At 63.0% G+C, this 14,376-nt stretch carries 30 protein-coding genes; 19 read left to right on the top strand and 11 right to left on the bottom strand.

Annotated features, from left to right (window positions below; all coding sequences use genetic code 11):
* The first annotated feature begins 57 nt into the window (after positions 1-57).
* Positions 58-741, top strand: a complete 684-nt coding sequence (locus ACLD0W_RS12800) for a hypothetical protein (RefSeq protein WP_410307868.1) — start codon at positions 58-60, stop codon at positions 739-741.
* Between the two features lie 2 nt (positions 742-743).
* Here the strand turns inward: ACLD0W_RS12800 and ACLD0W_RS12795 are convergent, their stop codons facing one another.
* From ACLD0W_RS12795 to ACLD0W_RS12765, 7 genes are all read right to left on the bottom strand, one after another.
* Positions 744-1,670 (bottom strand): recombination-associated protein RdgC, encoded by a 927-nt coding sequence (locus tag ACLD0W_RS12795; RefSeq protein ID WP_410307867.1) that lies wholly within the window; start codon positions 1,668-1,670, stop codon positions 744-746.
* Between the two features lie 9 nt (positions 1,671-1,679).
* Complete coding sequence (locus ACLD0W_RS12790) at positions 1,680-2,024, bottom strand: hypothetical protein (RefSeq protein ID WP_410307866.1); 345 nt, start codon at positions 2,022-2,024, stop codon at positions 1,680-1,682.
* Between the two features lie 61 nt (positions 2,025-2,085).
* Positions 2,086-2,241, bottom strand: a complete 156-nt coding sequence (locus ACLD0W_RS12785) for a hypothetical protein (RefSeq protein ID WP_410307865.1) — start codon at positions 2,239-2,241, stop codon at positions 2,086-2,088.
* 16 nt (positions 2,242-2,257) lie between these two features.
* Positions 2,258-2,446, bottom strand: a complete 189-nt coding sequence (locus ACLD0W_RS12780) for a hypothetical protein (protein WP_410307864.1) — start codon at positions 2,444-2,446, stop codon at positions 2,258-2,260.
* Positions 2,443-2,742: a hypothetical protein gene (locus ACLD0W_RS12775; RefSeq protein ID WP_410307863.1), complete on the bottom strand. Its 300-nt coding sequence runs from the start codon at positions 2,740-2,742 to the stop codon at positions 2,443-2,445. Before ACLD0W_RS12775 ends, ACLD0W_RS12780 begins: the two co-directional genes overlap by 4 nt.
* Complete coding sequence (locus ACLD0W_RS12770) at positions 2,739-3,005, bottom strand: hypothetical protein (RefSeq protein ID WP_410307862.1); 267 nt, start codon at positions 3,003-3,005, stop codon at positions 2,739-2,741. Before ACLD0W_RS12770 ends, ACLD0W_RS12775 begins: the two co-directional genes overlap by 4 nt.
* Positions 3,002-3,385, bottom strand: coding sequence for a hypothetical protein (locus ACLD0W_RS12765; protein WP_410307861.1), 384 nt, complete (start codon positions 3,383-3,385; stop codon positions 3,002-3,004). The genes ACLD0W_RS12770 and ACLD0W_RS12765 overlap by 4 nt, the downstream gene beginning before the upstream one ends.
* 172 nt (positions 3,386-3,557) lie before the next feature.
* On the opposite strand from ACLD0W_RS12765, the gene ACLD0W_RS12760 reads away from it, so the two are divergent.
* Positions 3,558-3,794: a hypothetical protein gene (locus ACLD0W_RS12760; protein ID WP_410307860.1), complete on the top strand. Its 237-nt coding sequence runs from the start codon at positions 3,558-3,560 to the stop codon at positions 3,792-3,794.
* Between the two features lie 156 nt (positions 3,795-3,950).
* Here ACLD0W_RS12760 and ACLD0W_RS12755 read toward each other — a convergent pair whose 3' ends face one another.
* The 3 genes from ACLD0W_RS12755 to ACLD0W_RS12745 all read right to left on the bottom strand — a co-directional run bounded on the left by ACLD0W_RS12755 (position 3,951) and on the right by ACLD0W_RS12745 (position 6,073).
* Positions 3,951-4,358 (bottom strand): hypothetical protein, encoded by a 408-nt coding sequence (locus ACLD0W_RS12755; protein WP_410307859.1) that lies wholly within the window; start codon positions 4,356-4,358, stop codon positions 3,951-3,953.
* On the bottom strand, positions 4,345-5,238 hold the full coding sequence (locus ACLD0W_RS12750; RefSeq protein WP_410307858.1) for a DUF6731 family protein: 894 nt from the start codon (positions 5,236-5,238) through the stop codon (positions 4,345-4,347). Before ACLD0W_RS12750 ends, ACLD0W_RS12755 begins: the two co-directional genes overlap by 14 nt.
* Before the next feature lie 100 nt (positions 5,239-5,338).
* Positions 5,339-6,073: a LexA family transcriptional regulator gene (locus ACLD0W_RS12745; RefSeq protein ID WP_410307857.1), complete on the bottom strand. Its 735-nt coding sequence runs from the start codon at positions 6,071-6,073 to the stop codon at positions 5,339-5,341.
* Positions 6,074-6,183: 110 nt separating this feature from the next.
* Between ACLD0W_RS12745 and ACLD0W_RS12740 the strand changes: the two genes are divergently transcribed.
* Entirely contained in the window at positions 6,184-6,384 is a 201-nt protein-coding gene (locus ACLD0W_RS12740) for a hypothetical protein (RefSeq protein ID WP_410307856.1), read from the top strand.
* A gap of 59 nt (positions 6,385-6,443) precedes the next feature.
* Complete coding sequence (locus ACLD0W_RS12735) at positions 6,444-7,010, top strand: hypothetical protein (protein ID WP_410307855.1); 567 nt, start codon at positions 6,444-6,446, stop codon at positions 7,008-7,010.
* A gap of 183 nt (positions 7,011-7,193) precedes the next feature.
* Here ACLD0W_RS12735 and ACLD0W_RS12730 read toward each other — a convergent pair whose 3' ends face one another.
* Positions 7,194-7,679, bottom strand: a complete 486-nt coding sequence (locus tag ACLD0W_RS12730; RefSeq protein ID WP_410307854.1) for a hypothetical protein — start codon at positions 7,677-7,679, stop codon at positions 7,194-7,196.
* A 118-nt stretch (positions 7,680-7,797) separates the two neighbouring features.
* Here ACLD0W_RS12730 and ACLD0W_RS12725 point away from each other — a divergent pair, with 118 nt between their 5' ends.
* The 15 genes from ACLD0W_RS12725 (at position 7,798) to ACLD0W_RS12655 (ending at position 14,261) form a co-directional block, all read left to right on the top strand.
* Complete coding sequence (locus ACLD0W_RS12725; RefSeq protein WP_410307853.1) at positions 7,798-8,580, top strand: DnaT-like ssDNA-binding domain-containing protein; 783 nt, start codon at positions 7,798-7,800, stop codon at positions 8,578-8,580.
* The gene (locus tag ACLD0W_RS12720) at positions 8,468-9,142 is read left to right on the top strand and encodes a replication protein P (RefSeq protein WP_410307852.1); all 675 of its coding nucleotides are present in this window, start codon (positions 8,468-8,470) and stop codon (positions 9,140-9,142) included. The genes ACLD0W_RS12725 and ACLD0W_RS12720 overlap by 113 nt, the downstream gene beginning before the upstream one ends.
* Positions 9,142-9,936 (top strand): phosphoadenosine phosphosulfate reductase family protein, encoded by a 795-nt coding sequence (locus tag ACLD0W_RS12715; protein ID WP_410307851.1) that lies wholly within the window; start codon positions 9,142-9,144, stop codon positions 9,934-9,936. The genes ACLD0W_RS12720 and ACLD0W_RS12715 overlap by 1 nt, the downstream gene beginning before the upstream one ends.
* Positions 9,926-10,135: a hypothetical protein gene (locus ACLD0W_RS12710; RefSeq protein ID WP_410307850.1), complete on the top strand. Its 210-nt coding sequence runs from the start codon at positions 9,926-9,928 to the stop codon at positions 10,133-10,135. The genes ACLD0W_RS12715 and ACLD0W_RS12710 overlap by 11 nt, the downstream gene beginning before the upstream one ends.
* On the top strand, positions 10,132-10,548 hold the full coding sequence (locus ACLD0W_RS12705) for a DUF1364 domain-containing protein (RefSeq protein ID WP_410307849.1): 417 nt from the start codon (positions 10,132-10,134) through the stop codon (positions 10,546-10,548). The genes ACLD0W_RS12710 and ACLD0W_RS12705 overlap by 4 nt, the downstream gene beginning before the upstream one ends.
* Entirely contained in the window at positions 10,538-10,924 is a 387-nt protein-coding gene (locus ACLD0W_RS12700; RefSeq protein ID WP_410307848.1) for a VRR-NUC domain-containing protein, read from the top strand. The genes ACLD0W_RS12705 and ACLD0W_RS12700 overlap by 11 nt, the downstream gene beginning before the upstream one ends.
* On the top strand, positions 10,899-11,126 hold the full coding sequence (locus ACLD0W_RS12695; RefSeq protein WP_410307847.1) for a hypothetical protein: 228 nt from the start codon (positions 10,899-10,901) through the stop codon (positions 11,124-11,126). Before ACLD0W_RS12700 ends, ACLD0W_RS12695 begins: the two co-directional genes overlap by 26 nt.
* Positions 11,113-11,316, top strand: coding sequence for a hypothetical protein (locus ACLD0W_RS12690; RefSeq protein WP_410307846.1), 204 nt, complete (start codon positions 11,113-11,115; stop codon positions 11,314-11,316). Before ACLD0W_RS12695 ends, ACLD0W_RS12690 begins: the two co-directional genes overlap by 14 nt.
* Positions 11,313-11,513: a hypothetical protein gene (locus tag ACLD0W_RS12685; RefSeq protein ID WP_410307845.1), complete on the top strand. Its 201-nt coding sequence runs from the start codon at positions 11,313-11,315 to the stop codon at positions 11,511-11,513. Before ACLD0W_RS12690 ends, ACLD0W_RS12685 begins: the two co-directional genes overlap by 4 nt.
* Positions 11,514-11,517: 4 nt before the next feature.
* Complete coding sequence (locus ACLD0W_RS12680; RefSeq protein WP_410307844.1) at positions 11,518-12,075, top strand: hypothetical protein; 558 nt, start codon at positions 11,518-11,520, stop codon at positions 12,073-12,075.
* 200 nt (positions 12,076-12,275) lie between these two features.
* Entirely contained in the window at positions 12,276-12,506 is a 231-nt protein-coding gene (locus ACLD0W_RS12675) for a holin (protein WP_410307843.1), read from the top strand.
* Positions 12,496-13,011, top strand: coding sequence for a lysozyme (locus ACLD0W_RS12670; protein WP_410307842.1), 516 nt, complete (start codon positions 12,496-12,498; stop codon positions 13,009-13,011). The genes ACLD0W_RS12675 and ACLD0W_RS12670 overlap by 11 nt, the downstream gene beginning before the upstream one ends.
* Positions 13,011-13,499, top strand: a complete 489-nt coding sequence (locus tag ACLD0W_RS12665; RefSeq protein ID WP_410307841.1) for a lysis protein — start codon at positions 13,011-13,013, stop codon at positions 13,497-13,499. Before ACLD0W_RS12670 ends, ACLD0W_RS12665 begins: the two co-directional genes overlap by 1 nt.
* Positions 13,500-13,590: 91 nt before the next feature.
* Positions 13,591-13,881, top strand: a complete 291-nt coding sequence (locus ACLD0W_RS12660) for a hypothetical protein (protein ID WP_410307840.1) — start codon at positions 13,591-13,593, stop codon at positions 13,879-13,881.
* A complete protein-coding gene (locus ACLD0W_RS12655) occupies positions 13,881-14,261 on the top strand; it encodes an HNH endonuclease (protein ID WP_410307839.1) in 381 nt (126 codons plus the stop codon). Before ACLD0W_RS12660 ends, ACLD0W_RS12655 begins: the two co-directional genes overlap by 1 nt.
* Positions 14,262-14,376: the final 115 nt, after the last annotated feature.

Raw genomic sequence — 14,376 nt, 5'->3', positions numbered from 1 at the left:
TGGCGCCCGCCGGGAGAATGCGGCATGCTCCCCTAAAACGATAAAGGGGGTTGATCGGTGGAATGGTATTTCTGTGGCCTTGATGGACAGTGCTGGCTGGGCTGGATGTCGTCTCCAACTACGGCATCCTGGGTTCAGGCTATCGGCACCCTGCTCGCTTTGATTGTCGCTATTGGCGTGGCCTTGCACGGCGAGAGAAGCCATAGAAAGCGAGATGCAGACGTGAGGCAGTCCATGACCATCGCAAATACTGCAAAGATTGCCGATTTTCAGGGCCTGGGGATTGGTTTCGTAGAGATTTTGCCGATTAAAGAGGATGCGGATGATCACTATGTGCCCTTCCCCAGGTTGTCGGCTACGCTCGGCCAGATCACCAGGACCACCTCGGTGCTTGATCAGCTCATCGTTCAAGAGTCTGCTCATGAGAAGGTCGCAACCGCCGCCGTAGGGTACCTGGTCGGTAATGAGCAGGTTTTGATGGTGCTGAAGCACTTGATCTCTGAAGCGAAGTGGGAGGTTTCGGAAGATGAACTGGTCTTCTGGAATATCGAAATTCCACCCAAAACAAGAGAGGCTCTGAGAGAACAGGTTCGCTTGATGGCGGCCGTATGCGATGCGACACACCGCTTTAGGGTGGAGTACACCAAAGACGCCGGTGCGAAGTTTCCCAGGCTCGATCTGCCCGAGTTTCTGGGCGTTGATGGCGAACGGGGCGATGATGATGAAGATGGGGAGAGTTGAATTCATGCCATCTCTCCCGGGGCGTCTGCCTCGCCGCCCAGCGCCGCGACCATCTGATCCAGGGCCTCGGTGAGCGTCGCCACCATGATGGTGTAGGTGGCCTCGGCCTCCTCGGCGGCATGCTCCACGTCGATGCCGCTGATCTTCTCCTGCACCAGGTCGAGCATCTGGACGCGCCGCAGGCTGAGGTCAGCGTCCAGGCAGAACGCCAGCTCCCCGTTGGCCACCTCGATCCGGCTGACGACGAAGCCCTGGTCCAGGTGCGCCAGCACTTCCTCGCAGTTGCAGTCCACGTTGGTGAACACCGCCCGGCAGTCGTCCGGGCCGACGAGGTGCAGCCGGTCGCCCAGTTCCAAGCCCGCCGGCGGGCCGGCCCGCAGCCACTCCGTGCCCACCACCTGCAGGCTGTTCTCCAGCGTGAGCGGCTGGACGGGCAGGGTGCCCAGGGCGCGCCGAAGGCAGCTTATGACCTGCTCGGCCCGCGCCGGGCTGGCTGTGTCCACCACCAGGTAGTCGCCCATCATCAGCAGCCGGGTGCGAGTGCGTTTGATGAAGGCCTGGGGCAGCAGCTCGAAGGTGATCTGGTCCTTGAGGTCGGCGCGCTCCTTGCGGCCCACGGGCCGGCCCTCGCGCTTCTGGATCTCGGCGCACCGCTCGTTCAATTTGTCGCGGATCACCGCCGGCGGCAGGATGCGGGCAGCCTCTTGGTGAACCATCACGACGCTGTACGTCGCCGTGGAGGGGCCCTCCGCCACCGGCAGAATCAGGCCGCCACCGACGCCAGGGTAGGGCGAGACCCACCCCTCCGCGCTCAGGGACTGGGCACCCGGGTCGCTGGCGGGGTGCTGCTCCAGCGCGGCGTGAATGTCGACGCCGGCCAGGGCGGCGATGTCCGTGATCCGGTAGATGCGTGCGTTTTTGAAGAACATGCGGGTCTCCTACCCGTTGAGCGCCACAGGCAGCCCGTGCAGATCGTAGAACTGCTGCTCGATGGCAAACTGTTGGTCGATGGAGAACAGGGGGTTGCAGCAGGGGCAGTGGCCAGCGATGCGTACCGCGACCGCTTCGATGGTGGTGCCGTCGTGGTGGCGCAGGCAGACCGGGCAGTCGGCGGCATTGACCCCGCAGGCGCCCAGGTCCTCCTCGCTGCAGTGCTCCTCGCCACATGAGCAGCCCAGGAAGCGCAGCACCGGCTTGGGCGCGCAGCATTCAAGCGCACCTTGCTCGCGCTCGAACTCCGCATCGCAGTCCCCGCATCGCCAAACTTTCTTTATCTGGCTCATTGCCTCGTTCCCCTGTTGCGTGAAGAAAGGCCCAGGGCCGGAGCCCCGGGAAACAACCGAATCAGCGCATCGGTCGAGTGAATGCCTGCCAGAACCGGTGAGCGCGGTTCGGGTGCCGGGCCCGCCGTGCGGCGGCGATGATGTGCAGCTCCCGGCGGATCTGGTGGTCCGCCAGCACCTGGCGGCCAACGGCGTTTTGCGGAACACGGGTAGCCATAGCCAAGACGTTCTCCTCAGTGCAATTCGGCGGCGTCCAGCTTTCGCTGCTGGACACGGTTGGCGATGCGCGGCTTGTCGGCGGCGCGTTGGTGAGGCTCGAACTGGCGGATCGGGCCGCCGGCCTCCAGATAGCGGGCGATGTCCGCCTGGAGCTTCTGTTGCTGGCGGCGCTTCGCGTACGGTGTGGTCGGTTTCGGGTTCATGCCGGCACCCCGCTTTTCAGGTGGTCCATCAGCGAATCGAACGTGTATTCGCCGGGCTGGTGGTCGGTGCGGTCGTCGATGCGACGAAGCACTTTGCAGAGCCCCCCAAACCGGTCCCCCTCAAGATCGCGCTCCAGGAATACAACAGCGCCCGGCTTCCATGAGTGCGGTCCATCGACAATCCAGGGGCCTGGGGGCGCAAAGGCAGGTAAGTCACAGACCGCCTCGACCCGATCCCCCACCCGAAGCGGCTTGCCGTTGCAGTCGTAGCCTAAAATCTCCCGGTCGTTGCTCATGCCGGCACCTCCCTCAGTCGTGCCTGGGTGATGTCCTGGTTGATGCGATCCAGCACGTCGGTGGCGTCCAGCAGTTCGGCGCTGGAAATCACCCCGCCGTCGTGCATGGCGCTGAGGTAGCCGGTCGCCCGGTTGGAGTAGCCTCGGCGCACCACGGCGAGGTGGTGCGGGTGGGTGGCTTCGAAGATGTAATCCGTCAGCGTCCGGGCGAATGCCGGGTTGGCTTTGTGCAGGCGTTTGAGGATCAGCTCGAGGTCTTTCATTGCGCGGGCACCTCTTCGGGACGGATCACCCGCCACACTGCGTCCGCCAGTTCCTTGTGCTCAGCTTCGAGGCGCCCACTCAGCCGGCAGGCGAACATGTGCGCCCGCTCCTGCTCGGTCCTGGCCACGCCCATGCCGCCGGTGGCGGCGCCCAGCAGGGCATCGCCCACCGACACCTTCGGGATCTGACGGAGGGTTTCCTGAGCGTCGTAGATCACGTTGATGGACCGCTCGCGCGCTTCGCGCTCGCCCTCGGTGAGGCCGATGCCATTGGCCAGGTCCTGATCCACGGTCTGCTCGAGCAGGTAGTTCAGCGCATCGACCAGGGCGGTGATGGTGCTGGCGGCGCTGTTGGCCGGCTTCTTGTTGGGATTGGTCATCTTCGCTCCCGCGATCTATTCGATAACGTATAGTGACTATACGAAAACGTTTAGCTGCGAGTCAATACGAAATCGTATAGTTTTTTGAGGCGTGGACGGGAGCCAGCCCGGAGAGGCGGGCGGAAGGTCTTAAGGGGTATGCTCACGGCTGGGCAGGAGCGGAGAACAAGCCATGGGTGTGCTGGAGCTGGTCCAGAAGGTGAGGGTAGGTGAGTCAGGGCGGATAAGCTGGGATGATCTCTACCCGCCAACCCATGACGCGATGCCGGACTTCGGCGCCTTCCAGTTGGACTTCCGAGAGCTGGAGCGGCTGGAGCAGCAGAGGATAATTCAGATCAAGCGTGTGGAACGGGAGGAGGCTTGGCCGGAGCGGCCAGTCGCCGCGGTGGCGTTTCGTCGTCTCATGTGAGCCGACGCCTGTCCTAGGACAAAGCGAAGCCCCAAGCGCCAGGACGGGGAAAGGGCGCGCACCGCGCTGGTGGTGGGATAGGGCTTCCTGGTATCGAGGTCAATCTGTATTGACCATGGCCCCCTTTAGAGCAGAGGTCACATGCTCTAATGCTTGCTACAAGCTGATTATTATATTTTTAAACCGCCTGCCCGCTTCCCAAAGATAGATAATTCCAAAGCAAATGAAGAAAAACAGACCCATTGCGGTGTAGCCAAGAACACACCCGTCCAGGAAGAGCGACACCAAGCCTAGAATCAGAGCAAATAATAGTGCGGCGCAAGTAATGAAGGTGTCCTGGATAAGCTGGTCGAAGTGACCAGTTTTCTTAAGGTTTCGTATCAGGGTGCGATCCATCAATGCTGCAACAATGGAAACGGCTGTAATGAGGAACCCAAGCATGGTACCAGAGGCACCAACCATAGCAGTTGCGACAGCATGGATTCTCTCATCAGGGAGGTCGCGCAATAGACAAAAGAATACAGCTGGAGCGCTGAGGGCCAGCAGGGCCCTAAACACGATCAACTGGAGCGTCCCCGAAGTATTGCTGGATAGGCCCATCGCATTCCTGTCTCGCGGCCACAATAAGGCCGTGCATCGCGTTTCGACTGGGATACTTGGCGTCGGTTTCAACTTCCTGATAACTCTGAACTCGGTCTGCTATAAGGTCAATATGCTCTTCGAAGCCACCTTCTTCGATCTTTGCTTTGGCTGTTCGTACGCCTATGCGCATAAAGTCACGCAAAGTGCTTTTCCATCCTTCAACTAACCCGCCCTGGGAGTCGCCGCGCCTGCCATCGACCGATAAGCTTATTCTCATACTATCCCCGCCTGAGCCATTCAACAGGCCCATTGTGTCCCTCGCGAAGTCCGTTCGTACGTAAACCTCTGGGTTTGTTGGACGTGCGACAGACAACGAGACGGATTTAAGAATGGTGCCGTTGTTCATTAGGCGCTCAAGAGCGTCAGAGGCAATTATTGGGTCAGCGGTGACTCTTGTCCCCCAGGATTCTTGCAGCACCTGTGCAAACTGCTTTGGTGAGCTTCCATGTCCATTCAGGTGCCAAGCCAATATGTTGTGCTGCTTATAGAAGATGAAGAAGTTTTTCTCTATAACGCCTTCGTTCTCTGCAAGCTCTAGGCTGCGCGCGTTAGCGCCGGCAGCTCCGACTTCAGGCAGGTCCTCGGTCCTAAACTTCCTAAATTGACCGAAAAAATGTCTGGTCCCCGGCTTAGAGTCATCCAGCTGCCAGAGCTCTCTGGTCAGGCCGTTGTGGGTTGCCTGATCAGGGAGAAGGCCCGCCTGGATTGCCTCCAGTCCTTCCCACGGATCTCTCACTGTGTCAGTCGGATGAATGTTAAGTTGGTAGAAGTCAATGCGGTAGCGCTTTGTCTTGGTAGCCATATTTCCCTTCCTGGGCATTTTCCAATTTGTATGGAATTAGTATGTAGGCAATGACGCCTCACGTTTGTTATTGGACTGGCAGCTATTAACCGTCTTCAAGCTATAAAAACTTAACCTTGGCTTCGCGAACGACGCCCACCATTCGGCAGTTCCCGTTGATCTTGATGGTTTCGTACGCCGGGTTCAAAGGCTTCAAGTACTTCTGCCCGGCATCGATCACCAGCTTCTTGAACGTCACCTCATCGGTTTCCGTGAGCTTGGCCACCACCAGGCTCCCGTTCTCCGCCTGCTGGTCTGGATCCACCAGGATCAGATGCCCCTCCGGGATGCTCATGCCTGTTGGCGCCGTCATGGAGTCCCCTACAACCCGCAGCCAGAACACGTTTGGCCCGGCGGTATCGGGCACTTCCTCGAAGCCTTCGCCGTCGCCAGGAGGGTAGGGGTCGGCTGCCTCGGCCCAGTCACCGGCCTGCACCCAGCTGATCACCGGCGCTGTACGGCGGTTCTTGGGCGCCCTGGCGGGTTCGACATTCTGCTGCGCTCCAGCATCATAGCCATGGCTGCTGTCGTGCTCTCTGAGCACCATCGGAGCATTCGCTGGGCCGGGGTATCTGTCTCCCTGGGCGCTGGCGGGCAGATCGGCATAGCGCAGGTCCTGCACGCTCACACCAAAAAAGTCGGCAAGCGGGCGCAAGGTTTTGTCCCGGGGGGTGAGTGACTCTCCCTCCAGGATCCGAAATATCGTTGGCTGTTTGACCCCCGTCTCCTTGGCCAGGCTGTGCGGGTTCATATGCGCGCGCGCCATCAAGAAGCTCAGGTTCGTTTGAACCGACATGTCGCGAAGTATGCAACTACGCATAACCCTTGCAATCACCTATACCGAAACGTATTGTCCGGCCTGATACGAAAGCGTATAGTTTTCGTATCGCACGGAGGATATACGGCATGACCGACCCCAAGATCCTGATCGAACAGCTGATGGCGGCCGGGGAAACCCAACTGAGCATTGAACGCGCGACCGGCATCTCTCAAGCCACGATCAGCCGGATCAAAAGCGGCATCTCTCAGGACCCCCGGAGCAGCACTGTGACGCGCCTGCGTGACTACGCTGACGAGGTACTGAAGGGGTCTGAGTCGGCGGCGTAGGTCCGCCGCCGCTCCCGGTCAGCGGCCGGGCGCCCTGTGAATCGCCAAGTAGTTGTTCCATGGGAGAGAAGGTAGTGGACGAGTTGAACAAAGTCCTGGGGCAGGTGCCCCCCATCGTCCGGGAGGACGGCAGTGCCCGGGAGAAGCTGGAAGCGCTCTGGCGCATCCTGGCGTATGGCCGGCGCGGCCTTCAGACCCGGGTGGCGGGTGATCTGGCCGAGCGGTGGGCGTCGCGCCATGAAAGCCCCCGGCTGCCGGTGGACGATCCGCGCCGAGCGGCAAAGCGCCTGGAACGGTGCCTCACCGGCGAGACCGCCTTGCCCCTCGACCTGGCCATGCTGTTCATAGAGTGCCTGCCGGAGCCGTTCCGCACGGCCGCCAAGGTGATGGTGTTCCCGCGCCGGCGGTCAGCCGCCTCCGATCTGATGGAGATGCTGAGCCTGGACCAGGCGCACGATGAGCGGACGGATCACCTGCGCTTCGCCCTGGCCACCGGCCAGCACCTCGCCATGAACGCCGAGCAGCTGGAGGCAGCAGCCTTGGAGTTTGAAGACGATAGCTGCAGCAGCAAGGGGGTGGCCCGGGCCCTGCGGGCGATGGCCGCCGAAAAGCGAGGTGCTGCATGACCTCGGACCTCCACGACCCCGATGCCTTTTCCGCGATTCCAGTCGCCGGGCTCCAGGCCTCCCTGTGGTTCGAGCCAGTTGGTGGGCACTTGGAACTGCGGTTGGCGGTGGACGCGCAGGACATGCCGCTGGTGGTGGCGGACCTGGCTGGTGGCCCGGTTCTCTTTGAGCCCATCGCCCGGGTCAGGGGCCGGTCAGTGTACCGAGCCATTGGATCGCATTGGGGCCATGCTCAATCCCCGCCTGCACAAGCCGTCTGGTTAACTCCTTCAGGCCTTCGCTCGACGCGTTGCGCAGCGCCTCTTTCAGGCGGGACTTCTCATGAGTAGACAGGTCAGATTGCTCAATCTTCATCTCCATGAGCTGGCGCACCGTGTCGGCCTCCAGGCGGACAGTCACAACACGCAGGATCGCCGTCAGGCCGCCGTCGTCGGCCAGGAAGTCCATGCCTTGCGCGGTGATCTTCGCGTTAAAGAGCGCCACGGGCTGGCTCAGCGATTTTGTGGTTTGTGCTTCTACAAGGCCATGTTCATGCAGATACGCCGCGTTGGCGGTCAGCTCCGCTCCGCTGTTCGCGATGCCCTGCAGGTCGTTCACGTGCAACTTGTTCGGGTAACGATCGGCAAGAGTGTTGAGCAGTCGTTTCTGGACATCCCTATCGATCTTCATGATTCCCCCTGTGCTGTCTGGTCGCTCGTTCAGCATACCGGGGATCGCGCCACCTGCGCAGTGGTGGGGCTGGCGGGCTACCGCCCCTTCATTTCTACGGCGTCATCCGGGAGACGACATGGCCGGTGACTGGATCAAATTTGAGATCGGCACCCCGGACAAGCCCGAGGTGTGGCAGATCGCTGCGGACCTGCATATCGACCCCGACGCGGTGGTGGGAAAACTGCTGCGGGTGTGGTCGTGGTTCGATCAGCACACCGAGAACGGTAACGCTCGCAGCGTTACCAAGATGTTGCTGGATCGGCTCGTTGGCGTTGCCGGTTTCTGCGATGCCGTGATCGCCTCCGGCTGGATGCGGGAAGTGGACGGCGAGCTGCTTTTGCCGAACTTCGACCGGCACAATGGGAAAACCGCGAAAAAACGGGCACTTACGGCAAAAAGAGTGGCGGACCACAAGAAAAAGAAACGCGAGAGTAACGACGAAGATAACGCTGAGGGTAACGTTCCGAGCGTTACCAGTGCGCTACCTAGAGAAGATAAGAGAGAAGATATATCAACACCGTCCCCTGCGCGCGACGCGCGCGAGAGGTTCCCGATGGGCTCCGCCTGGGAGCCATCCAGCGGCATGGCCGCCCGGCTGACCATGGCCGGCCTTCCCCCCGACTGCCTGGGCCCTGACGCCCTGGGCGAATTCAAATCCTACTGGCTCAACCGGGACGACCGGCTCACCCAGGGCGAGTGGGAGCACAAGCTGATCCAAAACCTTCAATCGCGACGGAGGACCCCGCATGCGCAAACTCCACAGGCCTCAGGAGCTGGCGGACCTGGGCACGACCACGATGGCGTCCGCAAAGCCCTCAGCGATGTCGAAGACCGCAGCTGGGCGGAAGGGCTCGGATGAGCTGGCCGACGCTGTGAGCCGCGTATTTGCGCTGTTCCAGGCCAACTGGCCGCGCCGGTGGCGGAGCATCTGGAGGACCGACGAGGAGGTGCGGTTGAGCAAGCGGAGCTGGTTCGTCGCGTTCCGGGACGCTGGCCTCACGCCGCGCCGGCTGGCTGCCGGCCTGGACGCGGTCCGGCACCTCAGCTGGCCGCCGGATAACCCCGGCGCGTTTCTGGAGCTGTGCCGGGTGCCGCCGGAGTCCGTCGGTGCGCCGGCGCTCGAACAGGCCTGGCGCGAGGCCACCAGCCGCCCGCCGCACAGCGACTGGGTGCCGTGGAGTCACCGCTGCGTGTATTGGGCGGCCGTGCGGACTGGTCGCACGGACCTGGCCGAGCGAGGCCAGATGATGCGCGCCACTTTCGAGCGCGAATACGACCGGACCGTTGAAGAGGCGGACGGGCTGCCCGAGCCCCCGAAGGGCCAGCTGCCGGCGCGCACGTCCGCCGAGCGGCGCCGTGAGCGCGAGCGGGCTGCTGCTGAGGCCCTGCCGCAGCTCAAGGCGATGGTGGCGGGATGGTGATGGGGTTGACGCAGATGCCGCCCGAGGTGCCGGTCCTGATCCAGGAAGGGGCGCTGTTCGTTGCGAACCACTCTGGCGGGAAGGACAGCCAAGCCCAGCTGATTGCGCTTCTGAACATCATCCCGGCCAGCCAGCTGCTGGTGGTGCATGCCTCCTTGGGCCGGCTGGAGTGGCCCGGTGCGCTCCAGCTGGCTCAGGATCAGGCCAGGGCGGCAGGTGTCCCATTCATCGTGGCCAGGGCCAGCAAGACGCTGCTGGAGATGGTAGCGCGCCGCCACGAGACCCGCCCTGAGGTCCCCAGCTGGCCATCCGCCAGCACCCGCCAGTGCACCAGCGATCTGAAGCGCGGCCCGATACAGCGAGAGGTCAGGCGCTACGCCAAGGCCAACGGCTTCAAAACCGTGGTGAATTGCCTGGGGCTGAGGGCGCAGGAATCACCTGGGCGGGCGAAACGCCAGCCGTTTAAGAAGATGTCCATCAGCAACAGCGTAACCACCTGGTATGAGTGGCTTCCGATTCACGACTGGTGGGTCGAGGAGGTGTTCGGCTGCATCAGCTCGGCAGGCCAGCGGCCGCACTACGCCTACTCGCTGGGCAATGAACGGCTGAGCTGCGTGTTCTGCATCATGAGCAGCCGCAACGACTTGAGGATCGGCGCTGCGCGGCATCCTGAGTTGCTGGCGGAGTACGCCGCGCTGGAGCGCAGGACCGGCTACACGATGCACATGAGCCGAATTCCGATTCGGCAGCTGACGGAAATTCAGGAGCCAGCGGAGGCGCTCGATGGCGAGTAACGCGAGACCGACGATCTTCACCGACCGCGAGGCGCTGGTGGAGGAGCTGCAGTTCCTGGTGGAGGAAACGGGCGAGGCGCATGCGGTGGTGTACGCCGGCAGCGGCGCGCCCGCCCGTTGGCATGCGGTCCCCGTCTCCCAACTGGGCCGCCGGATCGCCCTGGTGGTCTGCGAGCCGGTAGTGGAGGCGATCCATTGAAACGCACCCCGTTACAGCGAAAGACCCCGCTGGCGCAGCGCTCACCGCTCCGCGCCAGTGCGCGCGCCGGCACCGGCTCGCGGCCCAAGCGCTCGACCAAGGCGCAACCGCGCGCCAGCAAGATCCGGTCCAGCGCGAAGGGCCAGCCGTGCCAGGTCCGCCTGCCCGGCATCTGCAATCACGATCCCGCCACGGTGGTGGCGGCGCACTTGCGGATCGCCGGCACCTGCGGCGTGGGGCTCAAGCCCAGCGATCTACTGACTGTACGGGCCTGTGATGCCTGCCATGCCGTGATCGATGGCCGCGCCCGGGCTCCGGACCTGCCGGTGGACAAGCTCACGCTGTACGTCCATGAGGCCCACTGCCGGACGCTGGTGGAGTACGAGAAAGAGGGGCTTATCCATGCGAAATAGCCTGGCGGGGCCGACTGAACACCAGGAGCAGGCCGTGGTCGTCCGCTGGTTCGATATGCAGTACCCGGACATCACCGGGCGCCTCTTCGCGGTACCGAACGGCGGTGACCGGCACCGCGCCGTGGCAGGCAAGCTCAAGGCGGAAGGCGTGCGCCCGGGCGTCCCTGATCTCTGGCTGCCAGTACCGCGGCGTGGGTTCAGTGGACTGGTGATCGAAATGAAGCGGCGCAAGGGCGGAAAGCCCAGCCCGGAGCAACTGGACTGGCTGGCATGGCTGGCGGAACAGGGGTTCATGACGGTGATCTGCGCTGGCGCTGAAGCAGCAATCGAGAGCATCAGGGGGTATCTGGATGGCGACCAACAAGTACCAGCGTGAGATTCGGCCCGGGGTCTTCGTGGACGTTTACGACGTGCTCCGCGCCTGGAGCGTGACGAACCCGGCGTTGCAGCACCTGATCAAGAAGGCGCTGCAGCCTGGCGCCAGGGGACACAAGACCCTGCACCAGGACCTGGATGACATCGTGGTCAGCGCAGTGCGCGCGCGTGAACTTGAGAGTGGGCCGGATGACGCCGGATGAGGTGGAGGATTACCGCCGCATGCTCGAGGCGCGGCAATGGCTCCGCCTGGGCTACAACACCGCCGCCAGCATTGAAGGCCTGCGCAAGCGAATTGAGCACCAGCGCGGCGGCGCAGCTGCGGAGCGGCTGATCAACGAGATGCGCCAGCAGTACGCAATACGGGACCAGTGGATGGGGAGCCAATCATGAAGATTTACGCCGGTGATGTGCCTCAGGGTACCAAGATCTATGTGGATGGCGTGGAGATCTCGCGGGTGTTCTACGTCGACACCAAGAAGGGGCTGGTGCGCCGCTATCGCGATGGCCTGACGCTGGATCGCTGGCGCAAGCGTGTGCTGAGCGAAAGCTTGCGGGGTCGCATCATTATTGAGTTTCCGGAGGACTGAGCCGATGGCCGATGTGAAGCGAGAGATCCACGACGCCTATGCCATGTTTAAGCTCAAGCGGGATGGCGCTGGCGGCGATCCAGTTTCTGGCGGTCTCCACGCCATGGCGCGCCGGGTGTGGGCGGGCCGGCTCATGGCGGCGGTTGAGAAGCAGCGGGCGCCCCTCGGGGATCTGTTGCTGCTCTGTTACGCCCCGGAGTGGGAAGACCGGAATTTCACCACGGTGCATCGGTGCCTGTGGGGCGAGTTCCTGCACCGGCGGCGCGAAGACATCAAGCAGGACCGCACTCTACTCAAGGTCCGGGTGCTGGCGGAGGTCGCCGTCTTTGGTTATCAGGCGCAGGCCCGTGGCCGCCCGTTCTCCGTCGAGATGATCTGCGAGATGGCTCAGATCGACAGGAGCCACTGGTACAAGCCCAGCCGCATGTGGCGCCCATGGTACGATCAGATGGGCCGCATCCTTTGGCACTGGGAGCGCCAAGCCCTCTGTCGCCCTCGGGAGGTTTGCCAACAATTCGCGGCGCTACGGTCAATAGAAGGGTCTGAAATGGCCGCAGACTGAAATGGCCGCACTCAGATAGACTATTTCCTAGAGTCGGGAAATACCCTCTGGCCTTCGGGCATCTTTCCCAGTCCTCGCTCCCCGGCTCACCCCAGCCCGCTTCGGCGGGCTTTTTTTATGTCTGAAAGAACTGCGCCGCACGGGCGCCGAATTCCGGGGGGAGCCTTCAGGAGGTTCCTATGCAAAGCAGGAGTCGCGGGATGACACCCAAGACAGATGCGGTTGTGTCGGCAACGAGTTACACGGGCGCTGGCGCCTCGATTCTGGCCGGCATCACGCTGACCGACTGGGGCATCATCGTCGGCATCATCACGGCCCTTCTGACTCTGGCACTCAACCTGTTCTATCAGCACCGCAAGGACCGCCGCCAGCAGCGGCTGTTTGAGGCCCAGATGAAACAAATGAGCCAGGAGCCTGCCGATGGCCAGTAAACGTACCGCGATGGTCGCCGGCGGGCTCGCCCTGGCATCCGCCGCGCTCATGGCGTTTCTCGGGGTGTGGGAGGGTGAGGGCGAGTACACAGTTTACGCCGACTCTCTGGCTGGTGGCCTGCCGACGGTATGCAAGGGCATCACGCCGTACACGTCGAGCCGTCCGGTTGTGGTGGGCGAGACCTGGACCGCCGCAGAGTGCGAGGCCGAGGAGCAGCGTGTGGTGGAGCAGACCCAGCACGCCCTGGCGCGCTGTATTGAGCAGCCGGTGCCACAGCATGTGTTCGACGCCCTGACCTCTCACGCCCACAACCTCGGCTGGCCCGCGACCTGCGGCAGCCGCGCGGTCCGATTGATCAACGCCGGCCGCCTCGACGCCGGATGCCGGGCGCTGGCCTGGCATCCGGATGGCCGGCCCGCCTGGTCCTACGCCGGCGGCCGGTTTTACCAGGGTCTGCACAACCGCCGGCTTGCTGAGATGGCCATGTGCCTCGGTGGCCAGTGATGGTGTGGCTGCGGCTGCTGGCGGTGCTGGCCGTTGTCGGAGTGATATTCGGGCTCGGCTGGATGCTCGGTACGGCCCAGGTCGGCGAGGAGTTCGCCACTTTCAGGGCGGTGCAAGCCGGCCAGCTCGCGGATGCCGAAGCGGCTGCCCGCGCTGCTGAGCATCGGCTGGGCGAGGCCGTCGCTGCTGTCGATGCCCGATACACCCAGGAACTGAGCGATGCGCACGCTGAGATTGATCGTTTGCGAGATGATGTTGCTGCTGGGCGCCGCCGGCTGTCAGTCAATGCCCAGTGCCTGCCCGGCACCGCCGATGATTCCCGGGCCGCCGGCGTGGGTGATGCTGCCGGCCCCAGACTTACTGACTCCGCTCAACGGGATTATTGGCGTCTCCGATCTCGAATCGAAACCATCACCAGCCAGCTCGCCGCCTGCCAGGACTACGCCCGAGCGGTGACTGCAGGCTCGCCGCCAGAGGTATCGGAATGAGCGAAGGCAGCGCTGCCCCTAATGGCCCGGATCTGTGCCTCTGTGCCAATTGCGGGGCCGAGCCGGAAATCATTGAAGAGAACGAGACCCAGTGTTTCATCTCATGCCCCTCCTGCACGAATGGGAACTGGGTCCTGTTATCGGACGATCCCAGGCAGCAGGCAGTGTCGTCGTGGAACCGGCGGAACCGGCCGGCGCAGGCTGTGGAGTGATGGCACGCCGGCGTCTGGCAGTTCGTATCCAGGTTGTTCAAGCCTGGTGGCTGCCGGCATACATCCGGGGAGTGACCCTCATGGCGGTGGTGACCGGCCTCGAGCCCCACCCGGACAAAGTCGCCTGTTGGCTTGGCAAGGGCCTCAAGATCAAGGTGGTCAACAGCTGATGCCGACGCGCCCGGCTCGGCCTTGCCGAAAGATGGGGTGCCGCGGCACCACGCGCGAGCGTCATGGCTACTGCGAGCAGCACCAGCACCTGGCCAGCGGCTGGAATCAGCCTGGGCGTGCGACAGCGGCCGAGCGCGGATACGGGCACCGTTGGCGCGGCCTCCGTGCCATGGTGCTGCGCCGTGATCGGCATGTTTGCCAGCCCTGTCTGGCGGCCGGCCGGGCGACCCCAGCAACCGAGGTGGACCACCGGGTACCGAAAAGTCAGGGCGGCACCGACGATCCGGCGAACCTCCAGGCGATCTGCGGCGAGTGCCACGCGGCCAAGACCGAGGTAGATCGGAGGGCGGCGGCCTGTCCCGCCCATCGAAAAATCTGATGGGTTGGGGGAGGGGGGAGTCAATCTCTACAGCTTTTGCGCCTACAGCACCGACGCCCCAGTTAAATTTTTGCACCGTCAAAATTGAGATTTGAAAATCGAATTTGGTTTTTTG

Origin of the sequence: Alloalcanivorax sp. C16-1 (genome assembly GCF_046507805.1) — a bacterium.
Classification (GTDB): domain Bacteria; phylum Pseudomonadota; class Gammaproteobacteria; order Pseudomonadales; family Alcanivoracaceae; genus Alloalcanivorax.
The sequence above is the reverse complement of the archived record's forward strand: the minus strand, read 5'-3'. Positions and strand labels throughout refer to the sequence as shown.

Bases quoted from the DNA above. Each gene is read 5' to 3' on its own strand.
- ACLD0W_RS12795 (WP_410307867.1), bottom strand. From the start codon at position 1,670: ATGTTCTTCAAAAACGCACGCATCTACCGGATCACGGACATCGCCGCC.
- ACLD0W_RS12790 (WP_410307866.1), bottom strand. From the start codon at position 2,024: ATGAGCCAGATAAAGAAAGTTTGGCGATGCGGGGACTGCGATGCGGAG.
- ACLD0W_RS12785 (WP_410307865.1), bottom strand. From the start codon at position 2,241: ATGGCTACCCGTGTTCCGCAAAACGCCGTTGGCCGCCAGGTGCTGGCG.
- ACLD0W_RS12780 (WP_410307864.1), bottom strand. From the start codon at position 2,446: ATGAACCCGAAACCGACCACACCGTACGCGAAGCGCCGCCAGCAACAG.
- ACLD0W_RS12775 (WP_410307863.1), bottom strand. From the start codon at position 2,742: ATGAGCAACGACCGGGAGATTTTAGGCTACGACTGCAACGGCAAGCCG.
- ACLD0W_RS12770 (WP_410307862.1), bottom strand. From the start codon at position 3,005: ATGAAAGACCTCGAGCTGATCCTCAAACGCCTGCACAAAGCCAACCCG.
- ACLD0W_RS12765 (WP_410307861.1), bottom strand. From the start codon at position 3,385: ATGACCAATCCCAACAAGAAGCCGGCCAACAGCGCCGCCAGCACCATC.
- ACLD0W_RS12760 (WP_410307860.1), top strand. From the start codon at position 3,558: ATGGGTGTGCTGGAGCTGGTCCAGAAGGTGAGGGTAGGTGAGTCAGGG.
- ACLD0W_RS12750 (WP_410307858.1), bottom strand. From the start codon at position 5,238: ATGGCTACCAAGACAAAGCGCTACCGCATTGACTTCTACCAACTTAAC.
- ACLD0W_RS12745 (WP_410307857.1), bottom strand. From the start codon at position 6,073: ATGTCGGTTCAAACGAACCTGAGCTTCTTGATGGCGCGCGCGCATATG.
- ACLD0W_RS12740 (WP_410307856.1), top strand. From the start codon at position 6,184: ATGACCGACCCCAAGATCCTGATCGAACAGCTGATGGCGGCCGGGGAA.
- ACLD0W_RS12735 (WP_410307855.1), top strand. From the start codon at position 6,444: ATGGGAGAGAAGGTAGTGGACGAGTTGAACAAAGTCCTGGGGCAGGTG.
- ACLD0W_RS12730 (WP_410307854.1), bottom strand. From the start codon at position 7,679: ATGAAGATCGATAGGGATGTCCAGAAACGACTGCTCAACACTCTTGCC.
- ACLD0W_RS12725 (WP_410307853.1), top strand. From the start codon at position 7,798: ATGGCCGGTGACTGGATCAAATTTGAGATCGGCACCCCGGACAAGCCC.
- ACLD0W_RS12720 (WP_410307852.1), top strand. From the start codon at position 8,468: ATGCGCAAACTCCACAGGCCTCAGGAGCTGGCGGACCTGGGCACGACC.
- ACLD0W_RS12715 (WP_410307851.1), top strand. From the start codon at position 9,142: ATGGGGTTGACGCAGATGCCGCCCGAGGTGCCGGTCCTGATCCAGGAA.
- ACLD0W_RS12710 (WP_410307850.1), top strand. From the start codon at position 9,926: ATGGCGAGTAACGCGAGACCGACGATCTTCACCGACCGCGAGGCGCTG.
- ACLD0W_RS12700 (WP_410307848.1), top strand. From the start codon at position 10,538: ATGCGAAATAGCCTGGCGGGGCCGACTGAACACCAGGAGCAGGCCGTG.
- ACLD0W_RS12695 (WP_410307847.1), top strand. From the start codon at position 10,899: ATGGCGACCAACAAGTACCAGCGTGAGATTCGGCCCGGGGTCTTCGTG.
- ACLD0W_RS12690 (WP_410307846.1), top strand. From the start codon at position 11,113: ATGACGCCGGATGAGGTGGAGGATTACCGCCGCATGCTCGAGGCGCGG.
- ACLD0W_RS12685 (WP_410307845.1), top strand. From the start codon at position 11,313: ATGAAGATTTACGCCGGTGATGTGCCTCAGGGTACCAAGATCTATGTG.
- ACLD0W_RS12680 (WP_410307844.1), top strand. From the start codon at position 11,518: ATGGCCGATGTGAAGCGAGAGATCCACGACGCCTATGCCATGTTTAAG.
- ACLD0W_RS12675 (WP_410307843.1), top strand. From the start codon at position 12,276: ATGACACCCAAGACAGATGCGGTTGTGTCGGCAACGAGTTACACGGGC.
- ACLD0W_RS12670 (WP_410307842.1), top strand. From the start codon at position 12,496: ATGGCCAGTAAACGTACCGCGATGGTCGCCGGCGGGCTCGCCCTGGCA.
- ACLD0W_RS12665 (WP_410307841.1), top strand. From the start codon at position 13,011: ATGGTGTGGCTGCGGCTGCTGGCGGTGCTGGCCGTTGTCGGAGTGATA.
- ACLD0W_RS12655 (WP_410307839.1), top strand. From the start codon at position 13,881: ATGCCGACGCGCCCGGCTCGGCCTTGCCGAAAGATGGGGTGCCGCGGC.